The following is a 25,558-nucleotide window of genomic DNA, read 5'->3' as shown; positions in this document are numbered from 1 at the left end:
TCACCAGCGCGGGATCGAGGGGGTCTTCCACCCCGGGTCCGCCTCGCGCATCGCCGCCGCGTCGTCCCGCTCCCGCATCCTGCCGTCGTCGTCCAGCCACCGCCGGTGCAGGACAGCGAGCTTCTCTCGGTCCAGCTCCACGCCGAGGCCCGGCGCGTCGGAGACGTCGAGCCGGCCGTCCCGGAAGGTGTGCCGGGCGGTGATGACGTCCTCGGTCTGCCAGGGGTAGTGGCTGTCGCAGGCGTAGTCGAGGTTCGGGACGGTGGCGGCGACGTGGGTCATCGCGGCCAGGCTGATCCCGAGGTGGGTGTTGGAGTGCATCGACAGGCCCACGCCGAACGTGCGGCAGACGGCGGCGAGTTCGCGCGTCCGGTGCAGTCCGCCCCAGTAGTGGTGGTCGGAGAGCACGACCTGCACGGCGTCCGAGGCGAAGGCCCCGGCGATCTCGGGGACGGTCGTGACGCACATGTTGGTGGCCAGCGGCACGGACGTGCCCGCCGACACCTGGGCCATCAGGTCCGTGCCGCTCGCCGGGTCCTCCAGGTATTCGAGGACGTCCGCCAGCCGCTCGGCGACGTACAGCGAAGTCGGTACGGACCAGGCGCCGTTGGGGTCGAGCCGCAGGGGCTGCCCGGGGAACGCCTCCGCGAGCGCCCGGACGGCCGCGATCTCCTGCTCGGGCTCGAACACGCCGCCCTTGAGCTTGAACGACGAGAAGCCGTGGTCGCGGGCGAAGCGCCGTGCCTGGGCGACCACACCGGCCGGGTCGAGGGCCGCGTCCCAGTCGTCCTCGGCGCCGCCGCCGGGGTGCTCCGCCCAGCGGTAGAAGAGGTACGCGCTGTACTCGACGGAGTCGCGTACCTTGCCGCCGAGCAGCGCGTGCACGGGCAGGCCCAGCCTCTTGCCCAGGGCGTCCAGACAGGCGACCTCGAAGCCGGAGACGACGGAGAGGCGGAGCTTGTCGGCGGTCTGCACCCCGCGCAGCCCGCCCGCATCCACCCGCGCGTCCGTGGTGTCCGGGTCGCCGCACACCGCGTCGGCCAGGGCGAAGAGCCCGTTCACATCGCTGACCGAACGGCCCGGGAGGGCCCGCGCCAGCGGCTCCGCCAGCTCCAGGTACTTGCCGTCGCCGTACGTCTCGCCGATTCCCGTGACGCCGCCGCGCGTGACGACCTCCACGATGAGCCGGGGGGTGTAGGGCTGGTGGACGCCCTGCGTGTTCAGCAGCGGTGGGTCGGCGATGAGGATGGGGGTGAGCCGGACCTCGTCGATGAGCAGCGCGGTATTCATACATGAACTCTATTCAGAGGAGCGACCGTGGAGCTAGAGGCGGGAGCGGTGGTGTCCGTCTCTCCGCCCGTCTTTCCCGGGACCTCTCCGCCCGCCTTGCCCGCGCCTCGTGGTGGACGGCATACCGACTGGTCGGCATCATGGGGCTCACGACGGTACGACCGCCGTCGAGAGCCACGGAGGTAGGCACGATGAGCCCAGTCCCGCCAGGACTCGACCCGGAGAAGCTGCGCGCCCACCTGGACCGCGCGCGACCGGGGCTGGTGAGCGGACCTCTCGACGCACGGCTGATCGAGGGCGGCCGGTCCAATCTCACCTACACCGTCACGGACGGGACGGGCAGCTGGGTGGTCCGCAGGCCCCCGCTCGGCCATGTCCTGGCCACCGCGCACGACATGAAGCGGGAGTACCGCGTGATCAGCGCGCTGCACCCGACAAACGTGCCCGTCCCGGAACCGCTGCTGTACTGCGCGGACGAATCCGTCCTCGGCGCCCCCTTCTACGTCATGGAGCACGTGGCGGGCACGCCGTACCGTACGGCCGAACAGCTCGCCCCGCTCGGCCCCGCGCGCACCCGCGCGGCGGTCCTCTCCCTGGTGGACACCCTGGTCGACCTGCACGCCGTCGACCCCGAGGCCGTCGGCCTGGGGGACTTCGGGCGCCCCGAGGGCTTCCTCGACCGGCAACTGCGCCGCTGGGGCAAGCAGTTGGCGGCCTCCCGGGACCGGGAGCTGGCCGGCATCGACGAACTCCAGGCCGCCCTCGGCCGCGCGCTGCCCCACTCCCCCGAACCCACCGTGATCCACGGCGACTTCCGGCTCGACAACGTCCTGATCGGCGAGGGCGACCGGATCAACGCCGTCCTCGACTGGGAGATGTCCACGCTCGGCGATCCGCTGACGGACCTGGGCCTGCTGGTGATGTACAGCGCGCGCCTGGAGGTGACCGGCTCGCCCATCAGCACGACGGCGGGCGCGGCCGGGCACCCGGAGCCGGCCGAACTGGTCGAGCGGTACGCCGCCCGCTCCGGCCGCGACACCGGCGCCCTCGCCTGGTACACGGCGTTCGCGTGGTTCAAGCTCGCCGTGATCCTGGAGGGCATCCACTACCGCTACACCCTCGGACAGACCGTCGGACCCGGCTTCGACCGGATCGGCACGCTCGTCCCCGTCTTCATCCAGCACGGCCTCACCACCCTCCAGGAAGGCTGAGTACCCCCATGGACTTCGCATTCGACACCCGTACGGAAGAGCTGCGCGAGCGGCTGCTCGCTTTCATGGACGCGTACGTCTATCCGGCCGAGGATGTCGCGCGGGAGCAGCGGGAACGGCTGGCGAGCCCCTGGGACACGCCGGCGGTGGTGGGCGAGCTGAAGGCGGAGGCGCGCCGGCAGGGGCTGTGGAACCTCTTCCTGCCGGACGCGGAGCACGGCGCGGGGCTCACCAACCTCCAGTACGCGCCGCTCGCGGAGATCACCGGGCGCTCACCGGACCTGGCGCCGACCGCGCTGAACTGCGCGGCGCCCGACACCGGGAACATGGAGGTGCTCGCGCAGTTCGGTTCGGAGCGGCAGAAGAAGCAGTGGCTGGAGCCGCTGCTGGCGGGCGAGATCCGCTCCGCGTTCGCGATGACGGAGCCCGAGGTCGCCTCCTCGGACGCGACGAACGTACGGACCAGTATCGAGCGGGACGGGGACGACTACGTCGTCACGGGCCGCAAGTGGTACATCTCCGGGGCGATGAACCCGGACTGCGCGGTCTTCATCGTGATGGGCAAGACCGCCCCGGACGGCGCGGACGTCCGCCGCCAGCAGTCGATGATCCTCGTCCCGCGCGACACGCCCGGGGTCGAGGTGCGGCGGGCGATGCGGGTGTACGGGTACGAGGACCACGCGCACGGCGGCCATGCGGAGGTCGTCTTCGACCACGTACGCGTGCCCGCGTCGTACCTGGTCGGCGAGGAGGGCGGCGGGTTCGCGATCGCGCAGGCCAGGCTCGGGCCAGGCCGGATCCACCACTGCATGCGGCTGATCGGCATGGCGGAGCGGGCGATCGAGCTGATGTGCCGGCGCGCGGTGTCCCGTACCGCCTTCGGGCGTCCGCTCGCCGAGCAGGGGGTGGTGCGGAACTGGATCGCGGACGCCCGGGTGACGGTCGAGCAGCTGCGGCTGCTGGTGCTCAAGACGGCGTGGCTGATGGACACGGTGGGCAATCGCGGGGCGCACACGGAGATCCAGGCGATCAAGATCGCGACGCCGCGGGCGGTGGTCGACATCCTGGACCGGGCGGTGCAGCTGCACGGGGCGGGTGGGGTGAGCCAGGACTTTCCGCTGGCGGAGCTTTGGGCGGGGGCGCGGACGTTGCGGCTGGCGGACGGGCCGGACGAGGTGCATCAGCGGTCGCTGTCTCGGCGGGAGCTGTCGCGGTACGCGTGACGGTGCCCGGCCTGGCGGCCGTGCTTTTGTCCTCAATCGCCGGACGGGCTTGTTCGTGCCTCTGCCCGGTGCGGGCGAGTGCGGGTTACTGATTGTCCTCAATCGCCGGACGGGCTTGGTTGTGCCCGCTGCGGGCCGGTTGTTTGGGTGCGGGTTGTTGCCGGGGGCCGGGCAGGGGTCGTGTCCTGCACTGCATGTTTTACGTCGCGTTCGGGAACTCCGGACATTCACGGTAGTCACGCGACACAAAACACGCTCTACGTTCCGGACACGACCCCTGCCCGTCCCCCTTCCCGGCCCGCATCACTACCCGGCCCACCCCAGGCGGGGGGTCGTTGCGTCTCCTGTCGGCGTGAGGGGGGTGGGGTCGGAGGAGGTGCGTGTGTCCGGACGTAAAGCGTGTTTTGTGGCGCATGGCTACCGTGAATGTCCGGGGCTCCTGAGGCGCCGTAAAACATGCAGTCCGGACATACGCACCTCCGCAGGCCCCACCCCCCGTCACCACGACACACCCAAGCCCGTCCGGCGATTGAGGACAAGCAGTAAGCGCAACCAAAAACCGGGCAAACGCGGCCTACGGCCGAAGCGCCCTGAGCAGTAGGTCCGCCAAGTGGGCCGCGACCTCGTGCGGGGTGAGGGGCCCGTCCGGGCGGTACCACGTGGACAGGTGGTGGACCGAGCCGAAGTGGTAGTCCACCACCAGATCCGCGGGGGTGGCCCCGGAGAAGACCCCGCTCCGCTGCCCCTCCTCCACCAGCGCGCGGAAGCGCTCGTGGTAGCGGCGGCGCTCCACCCGCACCGCCTTGTTCTTCTCCGGGCTCAGGTGATGCATCGAGCGGAAGAAGATCGCGGCGTCGTCCAGGTTCTCGATCGTCGTCACGACGACATCGGCCGCCGCTGCCCGGAGACGCCGCTCCACCGGCTCGTCCGCGTCCGCGAAGGCGTCCAGGCGTTCCTGCTGGAGGCGGAGGACGCGGGCGTAGACCTCCTGGAGGAGGTCTTCCTTGGAGCCGAAGTAGTGGTAGAGCGCGCCCTTGGTGACGCCCGCCCCCTCCACGATCTCCTGGACCGACGTGCGGTCGTACCCCTGCTCCGCGAAGAGCCGGGTGGCGGCGGCCAGCAGCCGCTGGGGTACGGGGGTCCCGCCCCCGTCCGTGGTCCTGGCCATGAGCCGCTACCTGCCTCTCGTTCCGTACCGCACACCTGAAGGAGAACGCAATTCCCGCCTGAGGATCTTCCCACTCGCCGTCTTGGGCAGCCCCTCCAGGATCTCGACCTCGCGCGGCCGGACCTTGAAGCCCGACGCGTTGATCATGTCCTTCTTGGCTTCGCCGCGTAGCCGGACGCTGTCATTCCGCCCCCTCTTCCCAGGCGCGCTGGACGCGGTTCATCCCGGCCAGCCAGCGGTCGGGGTCGCCGGCGCGCGCCTGGGAGTAGCGGGCGACCTCGGGGTGCGGGAGGACCAGGAAGCGGTCATTGGCCATGGCCGTGAACAGGGCGTCGGCGACCGCCTCCGGCTCGACCGCGCCGGGGGCGAGCACCAGTTCGCCGGCGCTCCCGGCGGCGGTGAGCATGTCCGTACGAACACCCTGCGGGCAGATGGCGTGGACCTTGAGGCCGCGGTGCCGGTAGGTCAGGGAGAGCCATTCCGCGTAGGCCAGCGCCGCGTGTTTGGTGGCGCTGTACGGCGCCGCGCCGATCATGGTGAGCAGTCCGGCGGCCGAGACGGTCGAGACGAACGTGCCGCTGCCGCGTTCCAGCCAGTCGGGCAGCAGCGCGCGGGCCGCCCGGACGTGCGCCATGACGTTGACGTCCCAGGCGTCCGCCCACACGTCGTCCCCGGCGAGTCCGTCGCCGGCCGAGCCGAGGCCGGCGTTGGCGCAGTAGATGTCGACGGTCCCGCCGAGGGCCTCGCGGGCGGCCTCCACGATCAGGGAGGCGTCACCGGGGACGGCGAGGGCGCCTATGTCGTCGGCGACGGCGGTGGCCTTGTCCGCGTCGAGGTCGTTGACGACGACCTTCGCCCCTTCGGCGGCGAACCTGCGGGCGAGGGCGGCGCCGATTCCCCCGCCGGCTCCCGTGACCACCACGCGCGCACCCTGTACCGACCTCATGGGCACCGAACTCATGGGACCTGCCTTCCGGGTTTTCCGGCCATCCTGCCGTGGGGCGGTGCCGACCTCTCTGTCGACCCCAGCAGACTAACCAGTCGGTATGTGCGGGGGAAGAGGTGAAGCGTGGGCGGCGGCCGGCAGGGGACGGCCCGGACAGACACGTGCCGGACAGGCTTGTGGTGCGGCGCCCGGCCGGCACGTTCCCGTGCTGCTCTCAGCCGTACTCAGCGATGCGACGGAAACTCCACCACCTGCTGGTACGTCGGCCTGTTCTGCCAGCTGATCGTGGGATGGGTGATCCCGCCCAGCGCCCGGTGGATGATCGCGTCCGAGCACCACTGGTCACCCGCGCCGCAGCTGTCGTCCCCCGGGTAGACCTGGGCGGCGGGCACCGCCACGGCCGCCTTGAGGGTGGTCAGCAGCGTGTCGCGGCAGGTGCTCAGCGTTCCGTTGCCGCAGTACGTACGGGGCGAGGGAGCCTGCACCGGGTCGCCGAGGACCTGCCTCAGGTCCTTGTCGACGTATCCCCACCAGCCGTACTGGAAGGCGGATCCCCCGTGCGCGCCCGTCGGGCCGTGGGAGGCGGCCGGTGACTCGTCGATGGGGAGCGAGGCGGTGAACGCGCCGTACAGCTCGTTGCCCAGGCCCGGCCTGAACTCCGCCTCGACCAGCCGGGGCCACCACGCGTCCATGATCCGCACGGCGGCGGCATGGGTGTACGTGTGCGATCCCTGCGAGGTCTCCCGGCGCTCGGACCCGGCGGCCCGCCACGCGTCGAGCTGCTGCACGGCGGTGTTCAGCTGGGGATCGGTGACGGCGGCGGACCTGATCACCTTGAGCAGTTCCGGCAGCACCTGTTCCCCGCGCAGGTCGGTCAGCGCGGCGTCGGCCATCGCCCGGGTGAGCGAGGCGCGGGTGACGCCCCCGGTCGCGACCAGCTTCTTCACCCGGCCGTCGAGCAGGTCGCCCCGGTGGACGGCGCCGAAGCCGAAGGCGGCGGTGTTGTAGTCCCTGGCCTGCCGGTTGTTCCACGAGATGTAGTAGTCCTGCCCGGTCGACCGCGGATGCTCGGCCGGCGGGGTGTACGCGGCCGTGTTGAATCCGGGGTCGTAGTCCTGCCATTCGTACGCGGGCTCGGCCCTGACGGGCAGCGCGGCGTCGACGCCGGCCGCGCGGACCGGGTTCAGGCCGCTGTTGTAGAAGGCGGCGGTGCGGGAGTCCGCGTAGAACCAGTTGAAGGCGTAGCCGATGCGCTGCGCGGCCTCCTGGAAGGACGCGGCGTCCGTCGTCCGCTCGGGGTCGTTGAGCATCTGGAAGCCGATGATCGAGTCGGCCTCGTGGCGGTAGGTGGTGCGCAGCGAGGTGTACGCGACGGGCTTGCCGCCGATCGTGGCACGGTGGGTGACCAGGCCGTACTTCGTACGCCAGACCTGGAGCCGGTACGAGCCCGCGGCCGTCGAGTCGGCCACGGACGGCTTCCAGGAGTTGGTGCGCTCCATCTTCTCCATCGGGGTGCAGACGGAGCGGTAGAGGTAGTGGGTGGAGGCCTTGGTGGCCGGGGAGCCGTCGGGCTCGCACAGCTCGATCGCGTACGTGTCGGTGATGTCCTGGGCCGCCGAGGTGGCGCTCCACGCGTAGTCCTGGCCGCGGCCCATCTGCACGTACATCCCGACCCCGGCGAAGGCGACTCCGCGCGCGCTGATGCCGGGGCCCTGGAGCTCCTGGAGCATCATGAGCTGTGGCGCGAAGTAGCCGGTTTGCGGGCCGAACACGGCGACGGGATTGCCGCTCGCGGTGTGCGCGCCGGACACCAGGAGGGCGTTGGACATCCCGCGTTTCGGGTCGAGCGAGCCGGGTGGCACGACCCCGTCGTCGAAGATGCCCTGCGCGGGCCTGAGCTTCTTCGGGGCGCTCACCGGGGCCTTGGCGCGGGTGACGGCCGAGCCGGTCCTGTCGTACACGAGCGGTTCGGTCTGGACGGAGCCGCGGTCGGGCAGGGCCGTGCCGCGCGGCTGCGCGGGTTTCCGCGCGTACGGGAAGCTCTCGCCCTCGTGGACGGTGAGGACGGCCTCGGGGTCGTCGCGCTGGCGGAAGGACTCCCAGATCTCGGTGCCTTCTGCCACGCCGTACTTCTGCTGGGAGGCGAGGAGGGAGAGCGCGGCCTGGACCTCGCCGCCGCCTCCGCCGCCGAACTGGCCGCCGACGACCGACGCGATGGAGATCAGGTCGGTGATCTTGAAGGGCTGGATCTCGCCGACGTTGGTGATCGAGTCGATCTTTCCGGTGAGGACGTACTCACCGGGGAAGTAGCGGCCGTCCTTGGCCTTCTGGCGGTAGGCGTTGATGCCGTCGACGTACGCCTGCGCGTCGGCCATGGCCAGCTCGCCGCGCTCGCCCTCGGTGGTCCTGATGCGGTCGACCTGGGACTGGAGGTCGGCTTCCGTGTACGGGGCCGAGGGCCAGAACTGCTGCTCCAGCCCCTGGTTGGCGAGCGCGCCGCCGGCGAAGGACGTCAGCTCGCCCCGCCCGATGTGGCGGAATAGGTCCATCATCCAGAGCCGGTCCTGGCCCGCCGCGAATCCGGCGCCGAACTCGGTGCCGTAACGGGTGGTGCCCTTGATGTGGGGCACGCCGGTCTGCTTGTCGCGGGTGATCGTGACGTCCGGGCGCGGGGTGGTGACGGACTCGACCTGGTTGGCCGGGACGCCGAAGGAGGCGTCGTTGAAGAACGTGGTGAGGGTGGAGTCGGTGAGGGTGTTGCGGCCGGCGACCAGCGCGTCGTACCGGGCCAGCTGGTCGGAGCTGTGCGCGGGGTGGGTGCCGAACAGGATGTTGCCGAGGATCTCGGCGAGGGTCGCGTTGCCGTTCTCGCCGGGCGGCAAGATGTCGTCGCACTGGCTCGCGCAGTGGTCCGCCACAGGGACGGCGACGGGCCGGGAGTCGGGGTCGGCCGCGGCGGCCCGGGACGGTGGGGAGAGCAGGGCGGCGCCGAGCGCGAACACCGCGGCGGCGGCGAGGGCGGTCGTGGAGAGGGTCCTGCTGGGGAGGGTCCTGGTGGCCGTTCGGGCTGTGGTGGCGCTCGTGAGTCTTCCGGTGCGTCGTCGCATGAGGGCTCCTCGGAGAGGCCGATGCGCCGGACGTTACTGCCGGTAGGACCGATCAGTAAGATGAACACCAGTCACCTTTTCCCGGCCGCGGGTGAGAGTTTTCTGTGAATCCGCCTCGAACATTGCTCGATAGAAGGCGTTATGGGAGTTTCGTTCCAGCCAGTTGTTTTTTGATGGATCCGAACGGGGCAGGCGTACGTCCATTCCTCAACGCCGAGGTATCAGCGACGGAGGTGGCATGCATGGCCAAATTCCGGAGTCTTGCGAGACAGGTGCGTGACCCGGGGTGCGATCTGGCCTTGCGACGGTATTCACTGCGCAAGTGCCTGGAACGATTCGCCCCTTACGGTCACCGGGCGACCTGGGACCATCTGTGCGCGCGGCACGGTATCGGTCCCGAGGACCGGGCGCCGGACCCGGCGCGGCTGGTGGCCGCGCTGGACGAACTGGAAGAGGCGCGGGACGTGTGGCTCGCGTACGAGGAAGAATTCGCGGAGCGGCGCAAGCGGGAGAAGCACGACGGGCTGCGGCGGCCCGGGAGCTTCGACGACTGGCACCGGCGGACCTGGGGCGGCAACGGTGTGGCCCGGTGCGACAACCCGGCGGTCCACCCGTCGCAGTCGCTCGCCGAGGTGCTGCGCCGGCTGATCGCCGGACTGGAGTCGGGCCCGGGAACGGCCTGCCCGGTCTGCGCGGAGCGCGGCATCGTCTGGCAGCCCGATCTCTCCAACGAGCCGTGGTCGGGACCGGTCTGCCGGGGCTGTGGCATCGTCGTGCCGCAGCCCGTTCTCACGACCGAGGCCCTGGCCCGCGCCAAGAAGGCCCGGCTCAAGGAACTGGCCTCGGCGGCGTGACCCCCGCGCGCCCGAGGCATGGGTGAGGTGCCCGGTACCGGAGCGCGGTGCCGGGCGCGCTTGTTCGGTGGCCCGGTGGTGGCCCGCGCCCGCACAGTGGGCGGCGGAACCGGTCACTGCCGTACGCACGAGGGGGAAGCGCCATGTCGACGCCGCGTGTCACCGCCGAGACGCTGATCATCCACGCGCATCCGAACGCGGACGCGCTGGAGCTGGCCCAGGTGGGCCTGTACCGCGCGGTGGTCGCCAAGGGCGCGTACCGCACCGGTGACATCGCGTTCTACATCCCGGAGCAGGCCGTGCTGCCCCCCGCGCTGATCGAGGAGCTGGGCCTCACCGGCCGGCCGGCGGGACGCGCCGCGGACCGGGTGAAGGCGGTGCGGCTGCGCGGCGAGCTGTCGCAGGGGATCGTGTGCCGCCCGCGCACGCTGGCGGACGTCGACCTGGCGGCGGCGGTCGCGGACGCGCTCAAGGAGGACCCGCGCAATCTGTACTGGCGCGCGATACGGGCCCACGGCGTCCCGGCGGTCGCCGCCCGGCTCGCCGAGAAGCTGGGCGCGAGCCGGATCGGCGTCTTCGGCGAGGTGTACGGAGCGGGTGTGCAGGACCTGCCGTACGGCGCGGACGGGCGCGGTACGACGCTGGGGTACGCGGTGTTCGACGTCTCGGCGGAGATCGGCGGGGCAGGTCGTGTGGCTGTCGCCGGCCGAGCTGCTGACCGGTGAACTGCCCCTCGTACCCACGCTGTACGAGGGGCCGTACACGATCGAGAAGGTGCTGGAGGCGGCGTCGGGGCGCGAGACGGTCTCCGGGCGCGCCCTGCACCTGCGGGAGGGTGTGGTGATCCGTCCGGTGACCGAGCGGTTCAGCCCGGTGACCGCGGCCGGGCGATCGCGAAGGCCGTCAGCCCGGCCTACCTGACCCGCAAGGGTGATACGGAGTTACGAGTGACCCGCACTAGGGCCTGTCGTCCTGTCGGGGTGGGGGGCCGTCCTCGCCCGCGGGTGGCGGGAGGCGGCCCGGCAGGAGGCGGGAGCCGGTGAGGCGGTCGCCGAAGACGTCGTCCGGGTTGGAGAGCACGCAGGTCTCCAGCGAGAGACAGCCGCAGCCGATGCAGTCCGTCAGATGGTCCCGGAGCCGGCCGAGCTGCTGGATGCGCCGGTCCAGCTCGGAGCGCCAGGTCTCCGAGAGACGCGCCCAGTCCTCGCGGTTGGGGGTGCGCTCCTCCGGCAGCTCCGACAAGGCGTCCCTGATCGTGGCCAGCGGGATGCCGACCCGCTGGGCGGCCCGGACGAACGCCACGCGGCGCAGGGCGTCCCTGCTGTAGCGGCGCTGGTTGCCACTGGTCCTGCGGCTGCTGATCAGCCCTTTGGCCTCGTAGAAGTGCAGGGCCGACACGGCGGCGCCACTGCGCGCGGACAGCTGACCGACGGTGAGTTCATGGATCTTCTCCGGAATCTGCGGCACCCCTCGGAGCCTACTGTCCGCGTGTGTGGTCGCGTTGAGTCGCGTTGACAGGAGCACTTCCGGCCGCCCATGCTGAGCAAGCGCTTAGACACCACGGGGCGCGCGACGGGACACGGGGCCCGGGACACTGAGCCGGGACACGCCGAGAGCCGGACACTTCGAGAGGCAGGCACAGGGACATGGCTGAGCCGAGGATCTTCACCTCCGCCGAGGAGCTGCGCGCCGGGGTCGGCGAGCAGCTGGGCCACAGCGACTGGCTGGAGATCGACCAGAAGCGGATCGACCTCTTCGCCGACGCCACCGGCGACCACCAGTGGATCCACGTGGACCCGGAGCGCGCGGCGGCCGGCCCCTTCGGCACGACGATCGCGCACGGCTATCTGACGCTGTCGCTGCTCCCGGTGTTCGTCCCGCAGATCATCGCCGTCGAGAACGTGACCATGGGCGTCAACTACGGCACCAACAAGGTCAGGTTCCCCGCTCCCGTGCCGGTCGGCTCGCGGCTGCGCGCCTCGGCCGTGCTCCAGAGCGTCGAGGAGGCGGGCGGCGGCGTACAGCTGACCGCCCTCGTCACCGTCGAGCGCGAGAGCGGCACGAAGCCGGTCTGTGTCGCGGAGTCGGTGTCGCGCTACTACTTCTAGGACAGTTCCTGGGCCAGTCCGACGATGATGCCCTCCGGGCCCCGGACGTAGCAGAGCAGATTGCTGTCCTCGTACCGGGCGATCCCGCCCAGCGGCTCGGCGCCGTGAGGGCGCAGGCGGGCGACGGTGTCCTCGATGTCGTCGACGGCGAACATCACGCGGTGCGTGCCCAGGATGTTGTGCGGCCGGTCGCGCGGCCCTCCGCCGGTCGCCACCGGGCTGCGGTACTTCGCCAGCTCCAGCCGGCCGTGGCCGTCCGGGGTCCGGACCATCGCGATGTCACAGCGCACGCCGTCGAGTCCCGTGCACTGGTCGGCGAAGAGGCCCTCGACCTGCGCCGTTCCCTCCAGCTCCATACCGAGCTCCAGGAAGAACGCGAGGGCGGCGTCCATGTCCTCGACGACGATGCCGACGTTGTCCATCCGCTGAATCGCCATGCTGGTCTCTCCTTGCTTCTGTGTTCCCCGTGCGGCCGGTGCCGGCCTCTGACGTCCCTGGGACGGAGCCGGTGGCGCGTTCTCGACATCCGCAGCCCACCCTAGGGCCGTGTCCGCGAAGGGGCGTCGGCCCCGACATTGCGCCGTGCTTGCGGGCGTGTGCGTATACGTACTCGTGCGTACGGCGCGGCCGTGCGGCGGGTCGTACGTCCGAGTCGTATGCGGGGGAGAGCTGACCGTGGATCTGCGCTACTGGTTGCCGCGCGCGGTGGAGGTGGCCGAGCGGTTCGGCGAGCAGTTCGGGCCGTTCGAACCGCATGCCGCCCCTCAGGTGGACGATGTCGCCTTCGGTGAGGCGTTCGGGCGCTTCGCCAAGCGGATGGACGACAACTACCCGTTCTTCCACCCCCGTTACGCGGGCCAGATGGTGAAGCCGCCCCACCCGGCGGCCGTGGTCGGCTACCTCACGGCGATGCTCTTCAACCCCAACAACCACGCGGCCGAGGGCGGCCCGGCCACCACGGAGATGGAGCGCGAGTGTGTCGCCGCGCTGGCCGGGATGTTCGGACTGCCCGCGCACGTGGGACATCTGACGACCAGTGGGACGATCGCGAACCTCGAAGCGCTCTACGTGGCGCGCCTGCTGCACCCGGACCGGGGGGTCGCGTACAGCTCGGAGTGCCACTACACCCACGAGCGGATGTGCCGCGTGCTGGGCGTGGAGGGTCATCAGGTCGGGGTCGACGCGCACGGCCGGATCGACCTCGACGCACTGGAGACGTTGTTGCGCACGGGCCGGGTCGGCACCGTCGTGGTGACGACCGGCACCACCGGCCTGGGCGCGGTCGACCCCGTCCACGAGGTCCTCCCGCTGGCCCGGCGGTACGGGGCGCGGGTGCATGTGGACGCGGCGTACGGCGGTTTCTACGCCCTGCTCGGGCGGTCGGACGCGGCCGGCGGTCCCGGCGGGACCGGCACCCCGCCCGGCGGGACCGGCTCCTGGCCCGGTGGCATCGACCCCCGGCCGTGGCAGGCGATCTCCGCGTGCGACTCGGTGGTGGTCGACCCGCACAAGCACGGTCTCCAGCCGTACGGATGCGGCGCGGTCCTGTTCGCCGACCCGAGGGCCGGCCGGCACTTCGCGCACGACTCGTCGTACACCTACTTCACCGAGGCCGAACTGCACCTGGGCGAGATCAGCCTGGAGTGCTCGCGGGCGGGCGCCGCGGCGGCCGGCCTGTGGCTGACGCTCCAGCTGCTCCCGCTGACCCCCGACGGATTCGGGGCGATCCTCGCGGCCGACCGCCGCGCGGCCCTGCGGTGGGCGGACCTGATCGAGGACTCGCCGGCCCTGGAGCTCTACCAGCGGCCCGACCTCGACATCGTCACGTACTTTCCCGCGACCCGGCCGGCCACGCTGTCCGCCGTGGACGCAGCGTCCGCCCGTCTCCTGCGAGACGGCATGACCGCTCCCGAGGAGCCGGTCTTCCTGAGCGTGCTGCGGACGGACGCCGAGGCGTTCGTCCGCCGGCATCCGCGGATCGTCCGCGACGCCGGAACGGCACGGGTGATGCGCAGTGTCCTGATCAAGCCGGAGGCCGAGCACTACCTCGACCACCTGCACGCCCGGGTGGAGCAGCTCGCCGTCAGCGGCCGCGCGCGGTAGTCCCGGCCCCCGCAACGCCTTCCGGAGGGAATCCGTTGTCCACGATCGAACGTCCGCCGCGCGGTGTCCTGCGCCGTCCCGCCAGGTCCGATACGGACGCTCTGGCCGCACTGATGGCCGAGGCCTTCCACGACGATCCGCTGACCCGCTGGATCGTCGCGGACGACGCGCGCCGGGCCGAACTGCTGCCCGGCTTCTTCAAGGTCTTCGTCGAGATCTCGCACGACTACGACGGGGTGTCCGTCTCGCCCTGCGGCAACGCCGTCGTCCTGTTCCTGCCTCCGGGCGCCTCGCGGGAGGTGGACGGGCGGGAGGACGAACTCACCGAGCGGTTCGGCGCCGCCCTGGGCGAGCACGCGACGGCGCTGGGGACCATCGTCCGCCTCCAGGCCGCACGCCACCCGGCCGAACCCGACCACTACTACGCGTCGTTCGCCGCCGTACGCGGCTCGCACCGGCGGCGGGGGCTGCTCTCCGTACTGCTGACGGAGTTGCTCGCACGCGCCGACCGGGGCGGGTACGGGACGTACGCCGAGACGAGTTCACCGGGCGGCGAGGCCTCGTGCCGGGCGGCGGGCTTCCGCCGGCTGGGCGAGGACATCGTGCTCCCGGACGGCGGCCCGTCGCTGCGACCGATGTGGCGGGACCCCCGGTGAGCGGCAACCAGGTGACGAGACCGCCGGTGAGCGGCGACGGGCGCATCCAGGTGTGGTCGGCGGCCGAGGTGGCGCGGGGCGAGGTGCCGGCCAGGCACCTGCGGCACCTGCGCGAAGTCCTCGACTGGAGCGGGGACTTCCTGGTCTCCGGCCATCCCGAGCTGGGCCGGGGCGGCCCGGTGTGCCCGTACACCCAGCCGTCGCTGCGCAAAGGGCTGTTCCATCTGGCGGTGCCGGCCGACGGGCAGGACGGAGACCTGTCCGAAGCTGTCGGCTCTCTACGCGCGTGGCACGAGCGGATCTCGGCGGACCTGGACGACGACAGCCGCGAACTGCTCACCCTGCTGCTGGTGTTACCGCGCTTCGACCGCTCCGACTCGGCCGAGCTGGACGAACTCCAGCGCAAGGCCAAGGACGAGTTCGTGGCCGACGGCCTGATGATCGGGCAGTTCCATCCGGTGTGCGACGAGCCGGGGCTCTGGAACACCGCCTTCCGCCCGCTCCGGGCGCCCGTGCCGCTGCTGGCGGTACGGAAGCTCCTCCTCTTCGACCTGCCGTTCCTGCTGACCGACGACACACACCTCGACCACTATCTGAAGCGCTTCGCACCTGACCTGCCGGCCCGCGTGCGCGGCCAGTTGGTCAGCCGCCTGGTGCCCTGATCCCGGGGCGGGGCCGGTGCCGTCCTCCCAGGGCGGCACCGGCTTCCCTCCGGGGGCGAAAACCGGCGCTCACTGCTTCTGGGCCGTGACCATCCGCAGGACGAGGTCCGCGTAGAGCGCGCCGACCTCGTCGGCCGTACGGCGGCCCGCCACGTTGAACCAGCGCGCCACGTCGATACACAGGGACAGGACGGCGAGAGTGGTGCCCGGTACGTCGGGGACGTCGAACTCCCCGTCCCGTACCCCGTCGGTCAGGATGCGCCGTACCACGGCGTCACTGCGCCGCCGCAGCTCCACGATCTCCGCGCGGTGCTCGGGGGCGAGCGCGTCCAGCTCGTACTGGACGACCCGCGCGGTCGTGTGCCGCTCGGCGTGCCAGCGGACGAAGCGGCGGACGACCTCGTCGAGCCGCCGGGTCGCCGTACCGCCGCCGTCGGCCGCTTCGGTGAGCAGGGCCAGCGCCCGGTCGTGGCCGATCCTGCTGATCCGGTGGAGCAGCTCTTCCTTGGTCTTGAAGTGGATGTAGAGCGCGGCCGGGCTCATCCCGGCGCGGCTCGCGATGTCGCGGGTGGTGGTGGCGTGGTAGCCACGCTCGGCGAACGCCTCGACGGCGGCGACCATCAGCCTCCTGGCCGCTTCCGGGGCGACCTCGCCCCAGGGCGCGTCCTCACCGTCGCCCGCGTGCTCCACCGTACGCATCGCTCATCCCTTCGAGTCGGCAGAAGGGTCACCCTACCCGGGAGGGTGAGCAAGCGCTTAGAGCTCAGAGCTTCTGGAAGGGGTCGTGCTCGGCGAGGATCTTCTCCAGTCTGGCCTGGTCGACGCGGCTGACGATCTGGCCGGCCTCCTGGCGGTCCCTGATGACCTTGGCGAGGGTGAAGGCGGAGGTGGTGAGGTAGAGGACCGCGATGGCGAGGAAGCCCCGGACCCACGCGTCGGCGTCGAGGCGGTAGATGCCGAGGGAGATGGCGGCGAGCGCGAGGCCGAACGAGAGGACGGCCTGTCCGTAGTAGGCGCCGGTGTTCTGCTGCTTGACGGGTGTGTCGGTCATGGGGACAGCATCCGCGTGCGGGGGTGGCGGCCACATCCGCTGCCGTACTCAGGCCGTACTCAGCGCGGCTCGGGTCGGGTCGGCTCGGGTCGGGTCGGGTCGGCTCGGGTCGGCCCTCTAGAACGCCGAAACGCCCGTCAGCGCGCGGCCGATGATCAGTTTCTGGATCTGGCTGGTGCCCTCGTAGAGGGTCATCACCCGTGCGTCGCGCAGGAGTTTGCCGACCGGGTACTCGTCGATGTAGCCGTAACCGCCGAAGACCTGGAGGGCGTTGTTGGCGGACCGTACGGCGGCCTCGGACGCGAACAGCTTGGCCTGGGAGGCGGCCGTCGCGAACTCCCGGCCCCGGTCGATGAGATCGGCGACCCGCCAGGTCAGCAGCCGCGCCGCCTCCACGTCGACCGCGATGTCGCTGATCAGCTCCTGCACCAGCTGGTGGTGGGCGATGGGCCTGCCGAACTGCTCGCGCTCCCCCGCGTATCCGACGGCCGCGTCCAGCGCCGCCCGCGCGATGCCCACGCAGCCGGCGGCGACCGACATGCGGCCCTTCGAGAGCGCGGACATCGCGACGGAGAAGCCCTTGCCCTCGGGGCCGAGCAGCGCGCCGGCCGGGACCCGTACGTCCTCCAGGACCAGTTCGGCCGTGGGCTGGCCGCGCAGCCCGAGCTTGCCGTGGAGGGTACGGCGGGTCAGGCCGGGGCTGTCGGCCGGTACGAGGAAGGCGGAGATCCCGCGATGCCCGGGGGTGGTGTTGGTCCGCGCGAAGAGGAGGACCACATCGGCCCAGGTGCCGTTGGTGATGAACATCTTGGAGCCGCTGATGACCCAGTCGGCGCCGTCGCCGCTGCCGTCCCGTACGGCCTTCGTGGTGAGGTTTCCCGCGTCGGAGCCGGTGCCGGGCTCCGTCAGCCCGAAGCAGCCGAGGGCCTCGCCGGAGGTGAGCCGGGGCAGCCACGCCCGCTTCTGCTCCTCGTCGCCCCAGGCGGCGACGGTCTTGGCCACCAGCCCCAGCGAGACGGAGACGATGCCGCGCACCGACGAGTCGCCGCGCCCCAGTTCCTCGGTGACCAGGCAGTACGTGACGTGGTCGCCGCCCGAGCCGCCGTACTCCTCGGGAATCGTCAGTCCCAGGAAGCCCAGCGCGCCGAGCTTTCCGACGATCGCCCGGTCGACGCTCTCGTCCCGGTCCCAGTCGACGACGAAGGGGGTGATCTCCCGGTCGACGAAGTCCTCGGCGAGCCGGCGCGCCGCCTCCTGCTCCTCGCTCAGCTCAAGATTCACCGAAGGACACCCCCTTAATTAGCACTGCTAGTTTCCTGTCGCCACGCCTACTATGAGTGCCATGGCCAGACCGCGCAAGCCCCTCCTCAGCAGAGAACTCATCGTCGGGGCGGCGAGCGCGCTCGTGGACGCGGAGGGGCTGGAGGCGGTCTCCACGCGACGGCTCGCGGCGGAGCTGGGGGTGAGCGGTCCTTCCCTCTACAACCACTTCCGTACCAAGGACGAGATCCTCGAAGCGGTCGCGGACGCGGTCAGCGCGCAGGTCGACCTGTCGATGTTCGACGAGGGCGACGGCCGCGACTGGCGTACGGCGCTGCACGACTGGGCCATCTCCTACCGGGCCGCCCTCACCGACCACCCGCACATCGTGCCGGTGCTCGCGCGCGGTCCGGGGCGGCGGCCGGCGGGGCTGCGGGTGGCGGACGCGGTGTTCGGCGCGATGGTACGGGCGGGCTGGCCGGCGGCCCAGGCCACGTACATCGGCGCGCTGATGCGGTACTTCATCACGGGCTCGGCGCTGGGCTCGTTCGCCCGGGGGTTCGTGGACGACGCGACGGCGTACGACCCGGCCGACTATCCGCATCTGGGGCAGGCGCATCTGCTCGCCGAGCGGCAGGAGCAGGTGGACGAGGGGGCGTTCGAGACGGGGGTACGGGCGCTGATCGACGGGCTGTCGGTGCAGTACGAGGCGATATTGCGGTGAGGGGGGCGGGGTGCCGGGCGTACGTTCTCGGCATGACGAACCCCGCTCGGACCGACCCGGTGGCGATACCGGCTTCTCCGCCCGCCCCTCCCTCTCCCCCTTCCCCGCCGGCGCGCTGGTTGCCGCTCGCCGCCGCGGGGGTCACGGTGGTGCTCTGGGCGTCGGCCTTCGTGTCGATCCGCAGCGCCGGTTCCGCGTACTCGCCGGGGGCGTTGGCGCTCGGGCGGCTGCTCGCGGGGGCTCTGGTGCTCGGGCTGGTGTGCGCGGTACGGCGCGAGGGGCTGCCGCCCCGGGCCGCCTGGCGCGGGATCGCCGTGTCGGGTGTGCTGTGGTTCGGCGTGTACATGGTGGTGCTCAACTGGGGTGAGCAGGAGGTCGACGCGGGCACGGCCGCGATGGTCGTGAACATCGGCCCGATCCTCATCGCCCTGCTCGGCGGGAAGCTGCTCGGGGAGTCCCTCCCGCCGCGTCTGCTGGCCGGGATGGCGGTGTCGTTCGCGGGCGCGGTGGCGGTGGGGCTGTCGATGTCGGGCGAGGGGCATGCTTCGGTGCTGGGGGTGGCGCTGTGTGTGCTGGCCGCGATGGCGTACGCGAGCGGGGTGGTGGCCCAGAAGCCGGTGCTGGCGCACGCGAGCGCGCTCCAGGCGACGACGTTCGGCTGCCTGATCGGCGCGGTGGCCTGCCTGCCGTTCGCGGGCCAGCTGATCGGGGAGGCCGGCGACGCGCCGCTGTCGGCGACGCTCAACATGCTCTACCTGGGGGTCTTCCCGACGGCCCTGGCCTTCACGACCTGGGCGTACGCGCTGGCGCGCACGACGGCGGGCCGCATGGGCGCGACGACGTACGCCGTGCCCGCGCTGGTCGTCCTGATGGCCTGGCTGGCCCTGGACGAGGTCCCCGGCGTACTGACCCTGGCGGGCGGCGCACTGTGCCTGACGGGCGTGGCGGTCTCCCGCTCCCGCCGCCGGGACCGTCCCGGCGGGGATTCGTCCCCCACTCCGCCACCGCCGACGCGCCGTGCGGGCCAGGGCGCGCCCGCGAAGTGAGGCCGTCCGCCGTCCGCCCGCAGGGGGCGGAGGACCAAGCGCGCATGGGACGTACTAGCCCGATCCGACAGCGCCGCGAGCGCACGGGCCGGGCTGCGCAGGCCAAGCGCCTGGACCGGGTGCCACGGCCGGGTGCCACGGCCGGGTGCCACGGCCGGGTGCCACGGCCGGGTGCCACGGCCGGGTGCCACGGCCGGGTGCCACGGCCGGGTGCCACGGCCGGGTGCCACGGCCGGGTGCCACGGCCGGGTGCCACGGCCGGGTGCCACGGCCGGGTGCCACGGCCGGGTGCCACGGCCGGGTGCCACGGCCGGGTGCCACGGCCGGGTGCCACGGCCGGGTGCCACGGCCGGGTGCCACGGCCGGGTGCCACTTCGCGGACACGCCCTGGGGCGTGTCCTGCGAATCTTCGAGGGCCCGCGACGCGGCACCGTACGTCACCGCGTGGTCGGAGCGATCGCATACGTCCGGGCCGTCTGCGGCGCCGGCTCCCACGCCTCGCGAGGCACGGCACCGGACTCCGCAGGCTGATCCGCGAAAATCCGCCGACCCGAGGGGCCGCTCGCGCAAGTGGCCCCGGCCATCGACGCCTCGCACGCGCGCTCACCGCGCGGACGCAGCGACCGCGTACGTCCCGGCCGTCGACTGCGCCGGTCCCCGCCTCGCGAGGCGGGGCAAAGGACGCCGCGGACTGATCCACGGAGATCCGCCGGCCGGGCCCCGGGGGCCGTCTGCTCAGGTGGCCCCGGCCCGCCCCGTCTCGCACGCGCGCTCACCGCGCGGACGGACCGACCACGTACGTACGTCGACGGCACCGGGCCTCCGTCGTGCGGTCGCACGCGGCGGACGTCGTGGTCCCGCCCGCGCGCGGACAGCCCCACCCTTCGCGGACACGCGCACCGCGCCGGGCGTCCGCCGGGCGGTCGCCCCGCGGCGGCCTCGCCTGCGGATGGACGGCGTCCTCCTCGCGGACGCGCTCACGCGGCGGCCTCGCCCGCAGGTGGACGATGTCCTCCTCGCGGACACGCCGACGCCGCGGCCCTGCGCCCGCCGGTGGACGGCGTCGTCCTCCTCGCGGACGCGCCCTAGAACACCACCAGGGCCCGCCCCCCGCGACCGGCCGGCATCGCGGCCAGGGCTGCCGGCACGTCGTCCAGGGTGATGCGTTCCGTGACCAGTGTGCTCAGGTCGAAGCGGCCCGCGCGGATGTGGGCGGCCAGGACCGGGAGGTCCTTCGCCGGGTCGCTGTTGCCGTACACGCAGCCGGACAGCGTGCGGCCCCAGTGGAACAACTCCAATGCGTGGAAGGTGACTTGCTGGTCCTTGCCGCCGATGCCGACCACCGTGGCACGGCCGCCGCGCCGGGTGGAGTCCCAGGCGGTACGGATGGTGACGGCGCGGCCGACACACTCGACGGCCACGTCCGCGCCCCGGCCGCCGGTGAGGCGGCGGATGTCCTTCGCGGTGGTGGCGGAGGCGACGACGTACTCCGTCGCTCCGGCGGCCCGCGCCAACTCCTCCTTCTCCGGGGAGACATCGACCGCCACGATCGTCGAGGCCCCGGCGATGCGCGCCGCCTGGAGGGCGGCCAGGCCGACGCCGCCGACGCCGAAGACGGCCACCGACTCGCCCGCGCGGACCCGCGCGGAGTGGTGGACCGCGCCGTATCCGGTGAGGACCGCGCAGCCGAGCAGGGCCGCGTCGGTGAGCGGGATGCCGTCCGGGAGCGGCAGGACGCAGTTCGCGGCGACGACGGTCTCCTCCGCGAACGCGCCGACGTTCAGGCCCGGATGGAGGTCCCGGCCGTCGGCCGTACGGGCGTGCAGCCCGCCCGCGCCCGCGAGCGCGTCGGAGCAGAGCCAGACCTCCCCGATCACACAGGCGTGGCAAACACCGCACGACGGCGCCCAGTTGAGGACCACCCCGTCACCGGGGGCGACATGGGTGACGCCCTCGCCGACGGAGATTACCGTGCCCGCGCCCTCGTGGCCGAGGACGGCCGGGAGCGGTATCCGCATGGTGCCGTCGGACAGGGACAGGTCGGAGTGGCAGACCCCGGCGGCGGCGAGCCGGATCCGTACCCGGCCGGGACCGGGCTCGGGCAGCTCGATCCCGGTGATCTCCAGCGGGGCTCCGACGGCGGACAGGACAGCGGCGCGTACCACGAGGGTGGTCTCCCGGCTCAGAACTGGAGGGACTTGGTCTGGAGGTACTCGGCGAGCCCGTGGACCCCGAACTCGCGGCCCACGCCCGACTGTTTGTAGCCGCCGAAGGGCGCGAGCGGGTTGAAACGGCCGCCGTTGATATGGACCTGGCCGGTGTCCATGCGGCGCGCGAAGGCGGTGGCCTCGGCGTCGTCGCCGGCCCAGACCGCGCCCGCGAGGCCGTAGACGGTGCCGTTGGCGATACGGAGGGCGTCCTCCTCGTCCTCGTACCGCAGCAGGGAGACGACGGGGCCGAAGATCTCCTCCTGGGCTATGGACATGTCCGGGGTGACGTCGGCGAAGACGGTCGGCGCGACGAAGTAGCCGGTCCCGTGGGGGGATCGGGGGCCGCCCGCGACAACCCGGGCGCCGGCCGCGACGCCCGCCTCGATGTACCCCCGTACGCGTGCCTGTTGTGCCGCGTTGACGAGCGGGCCGAGGTGGCTCGCCTCGTCGCGCGGGTCGCCCGCGACGTGGGCGGCCGCCGCGGCCTTCGCCAGCTCCACCGCCTCGTCGTACCGGTCGGTGTGGACCAGGATCCGGGTCCAGGCGCTGCACGTCTGGCCGGAGTTGGACATGACGTTCGCGACGCCGACGGTGACCGCCTTGGCGAGGTCGGCGCTGGGCAGGACGACGTTGGCGGACTTGCCGCCCAGCTCCAGGGCGACCCGTTTCACGGCGGCGCCCGCCGCCGCGCCGATCCGGCGGCCGACCGCCGTCGAGCCGGTGAAGGAGACCAGGTCGACGTCCGGGTGCTCGGCGAGTGCCTGGCCCGCGACCGGGCCGAGCCCGGTCACCAGGTTGAACACCCCTGCGGGCAGGCCCGCTTCGTCGACGAGGTCGGCGAAGAGCTGTGCGGTGAGCGGGGTGTCCTCGGCGGGCTTGACCACGATCGTGCAGCCCGCGGCGAGCGCGGGGGCGACCTTGGCGACGATCTGGTGCAGCGGGTAGTTCCAGGGAGTGATCGCGCCGACGACCCCCACCGGCTCCTGGAACACGGTGGAGTTGCCGACCGTCGTCTCGAAGGCGTAGGTGGCGGCGAGTTCGGCGTACGACTCCATGACCCGTATCGGCAGTCCCGCCTGGACGCGCCGGGCGAAGGTGACGGTCGAGCCCAGTTCGGCGGTGACGATCTCGGCGATGTCGTCCCGGCGGGCCGTCATGGCCGCGGCCAGCGCGGCGATCCCGGCCGCGCGTTCGGCGGGCGGGGTGGCGGCCCAGGCGGGCAGGGCGGCCCGCGCGGCGCGGACGGCCGCGTCGATGTCCTCCGCCGTACCTGCCGGGACCGTGGCGATGACCTGTTCGTCCGTGGGGTTCACGACGGCGATCGTGTCCGTCCCCGCGGCGGGCCGCCACTGTCCGCCGATGTACATGCCGTCGTGTGCCTTCATGGTGATTCCCTCCGGGCCTGCCGAGTCGGCGCCTCGGTCCGCGTGCGCGTCGGCGTCCCGTCCAAACTAGCGGCGTTAGTTTTACGGCGCCAGGGTGTCGCTGCCCACAGTCGTACGGGCCCCGGCCCAGGGGAGGTCCCGCCTTCGACCCCGCTCAGCCGTCGAGGCCCGGCAGGTCCCGGGGCGCCGGGCAGATCCGGCGGCCCTGGTGGTCGAAGACGTAGAGGTGGGCGAGGTCGACGAGGAGGGGGACCTGGGCGCCCGTCCTCAGGCGCAGGTCGGGGCCGGTTCGTACGACGAGGTCGCTTGCCGCGAGGGCGGGGCGCTCCTGCGGGGAGGAGGGCGCATCGCTCCCCGGGTCGTCGAGCACGACGACGGGCCCGCTGACGTGGCCGCCGCCGGCCGGGGCGGCGGTTCGGCCGTTCTCCTGGCCGGTGGGGTGGGCGTCGCCGTGGCCGGTGCCGTTCCCGTACCCATTCCGGTTCTCCGTGCCCGCGCGCTGGCCGCCCCGCCGCCCCGCCGTACGCTCCCGCAGGCGTTCCAGGACACCCGGACCGCCGTTCCTGCGGCGGCGCGGGCCGGTCCGGGGCCTCGGTGATTCCAGATCCGTCACCACCGCCGCCCGCGAGCCGGTGTTGAGGTGCACCAGCGCCTCGTGCCCCTGGTACTCCATGTGCTCGACGATGCCGCTCAGCGCCACCTCCCCGGGCCGGGCCTGGCTGGGCGGTGCGATACGGACCGCCTCGGAGCGCAGTCCGACGATGACCTGCCGGCCCTGTTGGATCCGGAGCAACTGGTGGTCCTGGGTGAGAGGTTCGGGCAGGGGGAGGCGCTGGCGGCCGAGGTCGATCGACATGCGCCCGTCCAACGGGGCGTAGACCACGCCCTGGAGCAGGTTGATCCGGGGGGTGCCGATGAAGGCGGCGACAAACACGTTCTCGGGCAGGGCGTACACCTCGCGTGGCGCGCTGACCTGTTGGAGGACCCCGCCACGCATCACGGCGACGCGGTCGCCGAGCGACATCGCCTCGGCCTGGTCGTGGGTCACGTACACCGTGGTGACGCCGAGGTCGGCGGTCAGGCGGGCGATCTCGGCCCGCAGATGGTTGCGGAGCTTGGCGTCGAGGTTGGAGAGCGGCTCGTCCATCAGGAACGCGGAGGGCCGCCGGGAGATGGCCCGGCCCATCGCGACGCGCTGGCGCTCGCCGCCGGAGAGCTGGCTCGGGTAGCGGTCCAGGATGCTCTCGATGCCGAGCATCCTGGCCGTCGCCTCGACGCGTGCGGTGCTGTCCTCGCGGGGGTTCTCCAGGCGCAGCGGGAAGCCGATGTTGTCGCGGTTGGTCATCCTCGGGTAGAGCGCGAAGTTCTGGAACACCATGGCCATGCCGCGTTCGCGGGGCGGGACGAGGTTGGCGCGCTCGCCGTCGAGCAGCAGGTCGCCCTCGCTGATGTCCTCCAGACCGGCGATCATGCGGAGCACGGTGGACTTGCCGCAGCCGGAGGGCCCGAGGAGCACGACGAACTCGCCGGGCGCGATGTCGAGCGAGAAGCGGTCGACGGCGCGGGTGCCCCGTCCGTACACCTTGCTGACCCTGTGCAGGGAAATGGCGCGACTCATATGTGTTCCGCCCGGAAGAGGAGGTGGAGCGGCTGCGACGCCTGAAACTAGCCGACTACGCGCGGTCAGGGAATGACTCGCGCGAAGGTCGCGCCCGGTGCGGCGGACGGGGCGCGGGGCCCCTGAAGTGGCCCCGGACCTGGGGCTCTTGCGGTACGGGGCGGTTCGGCCGTGGCACGGGGCCGGGGACAACGCGGAAGCAATACGGCGGATGCGGTGGCCGTTATCCGGCCGCGAGACGTAGCTGAAGCGGGCCTGGTTGTGCGTCTGCCCGGTGCGTTTGGCGCGGCTTACTGATTGTCCTCAATCGCCGGACGGGCTTGGGTTTGTCGTGGTGACGGGGGGCGGGGCCTGCGGAGGTACGTATGTCCGGACTGCATGTTTTACGGCGCCTCAGGAACTCGCATAGTTCACCGGTAGCCATGCGCCACAAAACACGCTTTACGTCCGGCCACACGCACCTCCTCCGACCCCACCCCCCTCACGCCGAGGGTGAGCTCAACGACCCCCCGGCGCCACGGAGTGCCTGGCCTCTGCCCGGTGGACGGTGCCGCTTACTGATGTCCTCAATCGCCGGACGGGCTGGAGTGTGGCCCTGCCCGGTACGCGAGCGCGGCTCACCGATGTCCTCAAACGCCGGACGGGCTGGATGATGCCCCGGTGTCCTCCGACGCCGGGGCGGGCCGGGGTTGTCTTGAACGCGGGCGTGGAAGGGGGACGGGCAGGGGTCGTGTCCGGAACGTAAAGCGTGTTTTGTGTCGCGTGGCTACCGGTGAACAAAACAAGTCCCCGAACGCGACGTAAAACATGCAGTGCAGGACACGACCCCTGCCCGGCCCCCGGCAACCGACCCGCACCCAAACCACCGGCCCGCAGCGGGCACAACCAAGCCCGTCCGGCGATTGAGGACAATCAGTAACCCGCACCCACCCGCAC

General features: G+C 72.1%; 21 protein-coding genes and 1 pseudogene. 10 read left to right on the top strand and 12 right to left on the bottom strand.

Translation table 11 applies throughout. The features are described 5' to 3' along the window. A complete protein-coding gene (locus OG349_RS28730; protein ID WP_327237340.1) occupies positions 1 to 1,290 on the bottom strand; it encodes a glucarate dehydratase family protein in 1,290 nt (429 codons plus the stop codon). 191 nt (positions 1,291 to 1,481) lie between these two features. On the opposite strand from OG349_RS28730, the gene OG349_RS28725 reads away from it, so the two are divergent. Both OG349_RS28725 and OG349_RS28720 read left to right on the top strand, forming a co-directional pair. After that, the gene (locus OG349_RS28725) at positions 1,482 to 2,501 is read left to right on the top strand and encodes a phosphotransferase family protein (RefSeq protein WP_327237339.1); all 1,020 of its coding nucleotides are present in this window, start codon (positions 1,482 to 1,484) and stop codon (positions 2,499 to 2,501) included. An 8-nt stretch (positions 2,502 to 2,509) separates the two neighbouring features. Then, on the top strand, positions 2,510 to 3,724 hold the full coding sequence (locus OG349_RS28720; RefSeq protein ID WP_327237338.1) for an acyl-CoA dehydrogenase family protein: 1,215 nt from the start codon (positions 2,510 to 2,512) through the stop codon (positions 3,722 to 3,724). A gap of 574 nt (positions 3,725 to 4,298) precedes the next feature. Here the strand turns inward: OG349_RS28720 and OG349_RS28715 are convergent. From OG349_RS28715 to OG349_RS28705, 3 genes are all read right to left on the bottom strand, one after another. Further along, a complete protein-coding gene (locus tag OG349_RS28715) occupies positions 4,299 to 4,892 on the bottom strand; it encodes a TetR/AcrR family transcriptional regulator (protein ID WP_327237337.1) in 594 nt (197 codons plus the stop codon). A gap of 181 nt (positions 4,893 to 5,073) precedes the next feature. Next, the gene (locus OG349_RS28710; protein ID WP_327237336.1) at positions 5,074 to 5,838 is read right to left on the bottom strand and encodes an SDR family oxidoreductase; all 765 of its coding nucleotides are present in this window, start codon (positions 5,836 to 5,838) and stop codon (positions 5,074 to 5,076) included. 224 nt (positions 5,839 to 6,062) lie between these two features. Next, complete coding sequence (locus OG349_RS28705) at positions 6,063 to 8,945, bottom strand: penicillin acylase family protein (protein ID WP_327237335.1); 2,883 nt, start codon at positions 8,943 to 8,945, stop codon at positions 6,063 to 6,065. 242 nt (positions 8,946 to 9,187) lie between these two features. On the opposite strand from OG349_RS28705, the gene OG349_RS28700 reads away from it, so the two are divergent. Then, on the top strand, positions 9,188 to 9,799 hold the full coding sequence (locus OG349_RS28700) for a hypothetical protein (RefSeq protein WP_327237334.1): 612 nt from the start codon (positions 9,188 to 9,190) through the stop codon (positions 9,797 to 9,799). Between the two features lie 143 nt (positions 9,800 to 9,942). Next, positions 9,943 to 10,746: pseudogene (locus tag OG349_RS28695) on the top strand (RNA ligase (ATP)); the annotation flags it as partial. A 10-nt stretch (positions 10,747 to 10,756) separates the two neighbouring features. Here OG349_RS28695 and soxR read toward each other — a convergent pair. Beyond that, positions 10,757 to 11,266, bottom strand: coding sequence for a redox-sensitive transcriptional activator SoxR (gene soxR / locus OG349_RS28690; RefSeq protein WP_327237333.1), 510 nt, complete (start codon positions 11,264 to 11,266; stop codon positions 10,757 to 10,759). A 179-nt stretch (positions 11,267 to 11,445) separates the two neighbouring features. On the opposite strand from soxR, the gene OG349_RS28685 reads away from it, so the two are divergent. Further along, a complete protein-coding gene (locus OG349_RS28685; RefSeq protein ID WP_327237332.1) occupies positions 11,446 to 11,907 on the top strand; it encodes a MaoC family dehydratase in 462 nt (153 codons plus the stop codon). Here OG349_RS28685 and OG349_RS28680 read toward each other — a convergent pair. Then, the gene (locus OG349_RS28680) at positions 11,904 to 12,344 is read right to left on the bottom strand and encodes a VOC family protein (protein WP_327237331.1); all 441 of its coding nucleotides are present in this window, start codon (positions 12,342 to 12,344) and stop codon (positions 11,904 to 11,906) included. The two genes, OG349_RS28685 and OG349_RS28680, sit on opposite strands and share 4 nt — an antisense overlap. 238 nt (positions 12,345 to 12,582) lie before the next feature. On the opposite strand from OG349_RS28680, the gene OG349_RS28675 reads away from it, so the two are divergent. Genes OG349_RS28675 through OG349_RS28665 form a run of 3 tightly spaced genes read left to right on the top strand, consistent with a single transcriptional unit; the run spans position 12,583 to position 15,328 of the window. Beyond that, the gene (locus OG349_RS28675; RefSeq protein ID WP_327237330.1) at positions 12,583 to 14,010 is read left to right on the top strand and encodes a pyridoxal phosphate-dependent decarboxylase family protein; all 1,428 of its coding nucleotides are present in this window, start codon (positions 12,583 to 12,585) and stop codon (positions 14,008 to 14,010) included. 35 nt (positions 14,011 to 14,045) lie between these two features. Further along, complete coding sequence (locus tag OG349_RS28670; RefSeq protein ID WP_327237329.1) at positions 14,046 to 14,666, top strand: hypothetical protein; 621 nt, start codon at positions 14,046 to 14,048, stop codon at positions 14,664 to 14,666. Beyond that, positions 14,663 to 15,328: a DUF6875 domain-containing protein gene (locus OG349_RS28665; protein ID WP_327237328.1), complete on the top strand. Its 666-nt coding sequence runs from the start codon at positions 14,663 to 14,665 to the stop codon at positions 15,326 to 15,328. The genes OG349_RS28670 and OG349_RS28665 overlap by 4 nt, the downstream gene beginning before the upstream one ends. A 69-nt stretch (positions 15,329 to 15,397) precedes the next feature. Here OG349_RS28665 and OG349_RS28660 read toward each other — a convergent pair whose 3' ends face one another. The 3 genes from OG349_RS28660 to OG349_RS28650 form a co-directional block, all read right to left on the bottom strand. After that, positions 15,398 to 16,027, bottom strand: coding sequence for a TetR/AcrR family transcriptional regulator (locus OG349_RS28660; RefSeq protein ID WP_327237327.1), 630 nt, complete (start codon positions 16,025 to 16,027; stop codon positions 15,398 to 15,400). 64 nt (positions 16,028 to 16,091) lie between these two features. Further along, the gene (locus OG349_RS28655) at positions 16,092 to 16,379 is read right to left on the bottom strand and encodes a YiaA/YiaB family inner membrane protein (protein WP_327237326.1); all 288 of its coding nucleotides are present in this window, start codon (positions 16,377 to 16,379) and stop codon (positions 16,092 to 16,094) included. 117 nt (positions 16,380 to 16,496) lie between these two features. Beyond that, complete coding sequence (locus tag OG349_RS28650) at positions 16,497 to 17,660, bottom strand: acyl-CoA dehydrogenase family protein (RefSeq protein ID WP_327237325.1); 1,164 nt, start codon at positions 17,658 to 17,660, stop codon at positions 16,497 to 16,499. Positions 17,661 to 17,721: 61 nt separating this feature from the next. Here OG349_RS28650 and OG349_RS28645 point away from each other — a divergent pair, with 61 nt between their 5' ends. Together OG349_RS28645 and OG349_RS28640 are read left to right on the top strand one after the other, a co-directional pair. Beyond that, positions 17,722 to 18,363 (top strand): TetR/AcrR family transcriptional regulator, encoded by a 642-nt coding sequence (locus tag OG349_RS28645; RefSeq protein ID WP_327237324.1) that lies wholly within the window; start codon positions 17,722 to 17,724, stop codon positions 18,361 to 18,363. A 32-nt stretch (positions 18,364 to 18,395) separates the two neighbouring features. Continuing rightward, the gene (locus OG349_RS28640) at positions 18,396 to 19,409 is read left to right on the top strand and encodes a DMT family transporter (protein WP_327237323.1); all 1,014 of its coding nucleotides are present in this window, start codon (positions 18,396 to 18,398) and stop codon (positions 19,407 to 19,409) included. Positions 19,410 to 20,494: 1,085 nt separating this feature from the next. Here the strand turns inward: OG349_RS28640 and OG349_RS28635 are convergent. The 3 genes from OG349_RS28635 to OG349_RS28625 all read right to left on the bottom strand — a co-directional run bounded on the left by OG349_RS28635 (position 20,495) and on the right by OG349_RS28625 (position 24,622). Next, positions 20,495 to 21,574, bottom strand: a complete 1,080-nt coding sequence (locus OG349_RS28635) for a Zn-dependent alcohol dehydrogenase (RefSeq protein ID WP_327237322.1) — start codon at positions 21,572 to 21,574, stop codon at positions 20,495 to 20,497. Positions 21,575 to 21,591: 17 nt separating this feature from the next. After that, on the bottom strand, positions 21,592 to 23,004 hold the full coding sequence (locus OG349_RS28630; RefSeq protein WP_327237321.1) for an aldehyde dehydrogenase family protein: 1,413 nt from the start codon (positions 23,002 to 23,004) through the stop codon (positions 21,592 to 21,594). Positions 23,005 to 23,158: 154 nt separating this feature from the next. Beyond that, the gene (locus OG349_RS28625) at positions 23,159 to 24,622 is read right to left on the bottom strand and encodes an ABC transporter ATP-binding protein (RefSeq protein WP_327237320.1); all 1,464 of its coding nucleotides are present in this window, start codon (positions 24,620 to 24,622) and stop codon (positions 23,159 to 23,161) included. Positions 24,623 to 25,558: the final 936 nt, after the last annotated feature.

The organism is Streptomyces sp. NBC_01317, from assembly GCF_035961655.1.
GTDB lineage: Bacteria > Actinomycetota > Actinomycetes > Streptomycetales > Streptomycetaceae > Streptomyces.
This window is presented reverse-complemented; position numbering and strand designations above follow the sequence as displayed.

Coding starts and splice junctions, on each gene's coding strand:
- OG349_RS28730 (WP_327237340.1), bottom strand. CDS start 1,290: ATGAATACCGCGCTGCTCATCGACGAGGTCCGGCTCACCCCCATCCTC.
- OG349_RS28725 (WP_327237339.1), top strand. CDS start 1,482: ATGAGCCCAGTCCCGCCAGGACTCGACCCGGAGAAGCTGCGCGCCCAC.
- OG349_RS28720 (WP_327237338.1), top strand. CDS start 2,510: ATGGACTTCGCATTCGACACCCGTACGGAAGAGCTGCGCGAGCGGCTG.
- OG349_RS28715 (WP_327237337.1), bottom strand. CDS start 4,892: ATGGCCAGGACCACGGACGGGGGCGGGACCCCCGTACCCCAGCGGCTG.
- OG349_RS28710 (WP_327237336.1), bottom strand. CDS start 5,838: ATGAGGTCGGTACAGGGTGCGCGCGTGGTGGTCACGGGAGCCGGCGGG.
- OG349_RS28705 (WP_327237335.1), bottom strand. CDS start 8,945: ATGCGACGACGCACCGGAAGACTCACGAGCGCCACCACAGCCCGAACG.
- OG349_RS28700 (WP_327237334.1), top strand. CDS start 9,188: ATGGCCAAATTCCGGAGTCTTGCGAGACAGGTGCGTGACCCGGGGTGC.
- OG349_RS28685 (WP_327237332.1), top strand. CDS start 11,446: ATGGCTGAGCCGAGGATCTTCACCTCCGCCGAGGAGCTGCGCGCCGGG.
- OG349_RS28680 (WP_327237331.1), bottom strand. CDS start 12,344: ATGGCGATTCAGCGGATGGACAACGTCGGCATCGTCGTCGAGGACATG.
- OG349_RS28660 (WP_327237327.1), bottom strand. CDS start 16,027: ATGCGTACGGTGGAGCACGCGGGCGACGGTGAGGACGCGCCCTGGGGC.
- OG349_RS28655 (WP_327237326.1), bottom strand. CDS start 16,379: ATGACCGACACACCCGTCAAGCAGCAGAACACCGGCGCCTACTACGGA.
- OG349_RS28645 (WP_327237324.1), top strand. CDS start 17,722: ATGGCCAGACCGCGCAAGCCCCTCCTCAGCAGAGAACTCATCGTCGGG.
- OG349_RS28640 (WP_327237323.1), top strand. CDS start 18,396: ATGACGAACCCCGCTCGGACCGACCCGGTGGCGATACCGGCTTCTCCG.
- OG349_RS28630 (WP_327237321.1), bottom strand. CDS start 23,004: ATGAAGGCACACGACGGCATGTACATCGGCGGACAGTGGCGGCCCGCC.
- OG349_RS28625 (WP_327237320.1), bottom strand. CDS start 24,622: ATGAGTCGCGCCATTTCCCTGCACAGGGTCAGCAAGGTGTACGGACGG.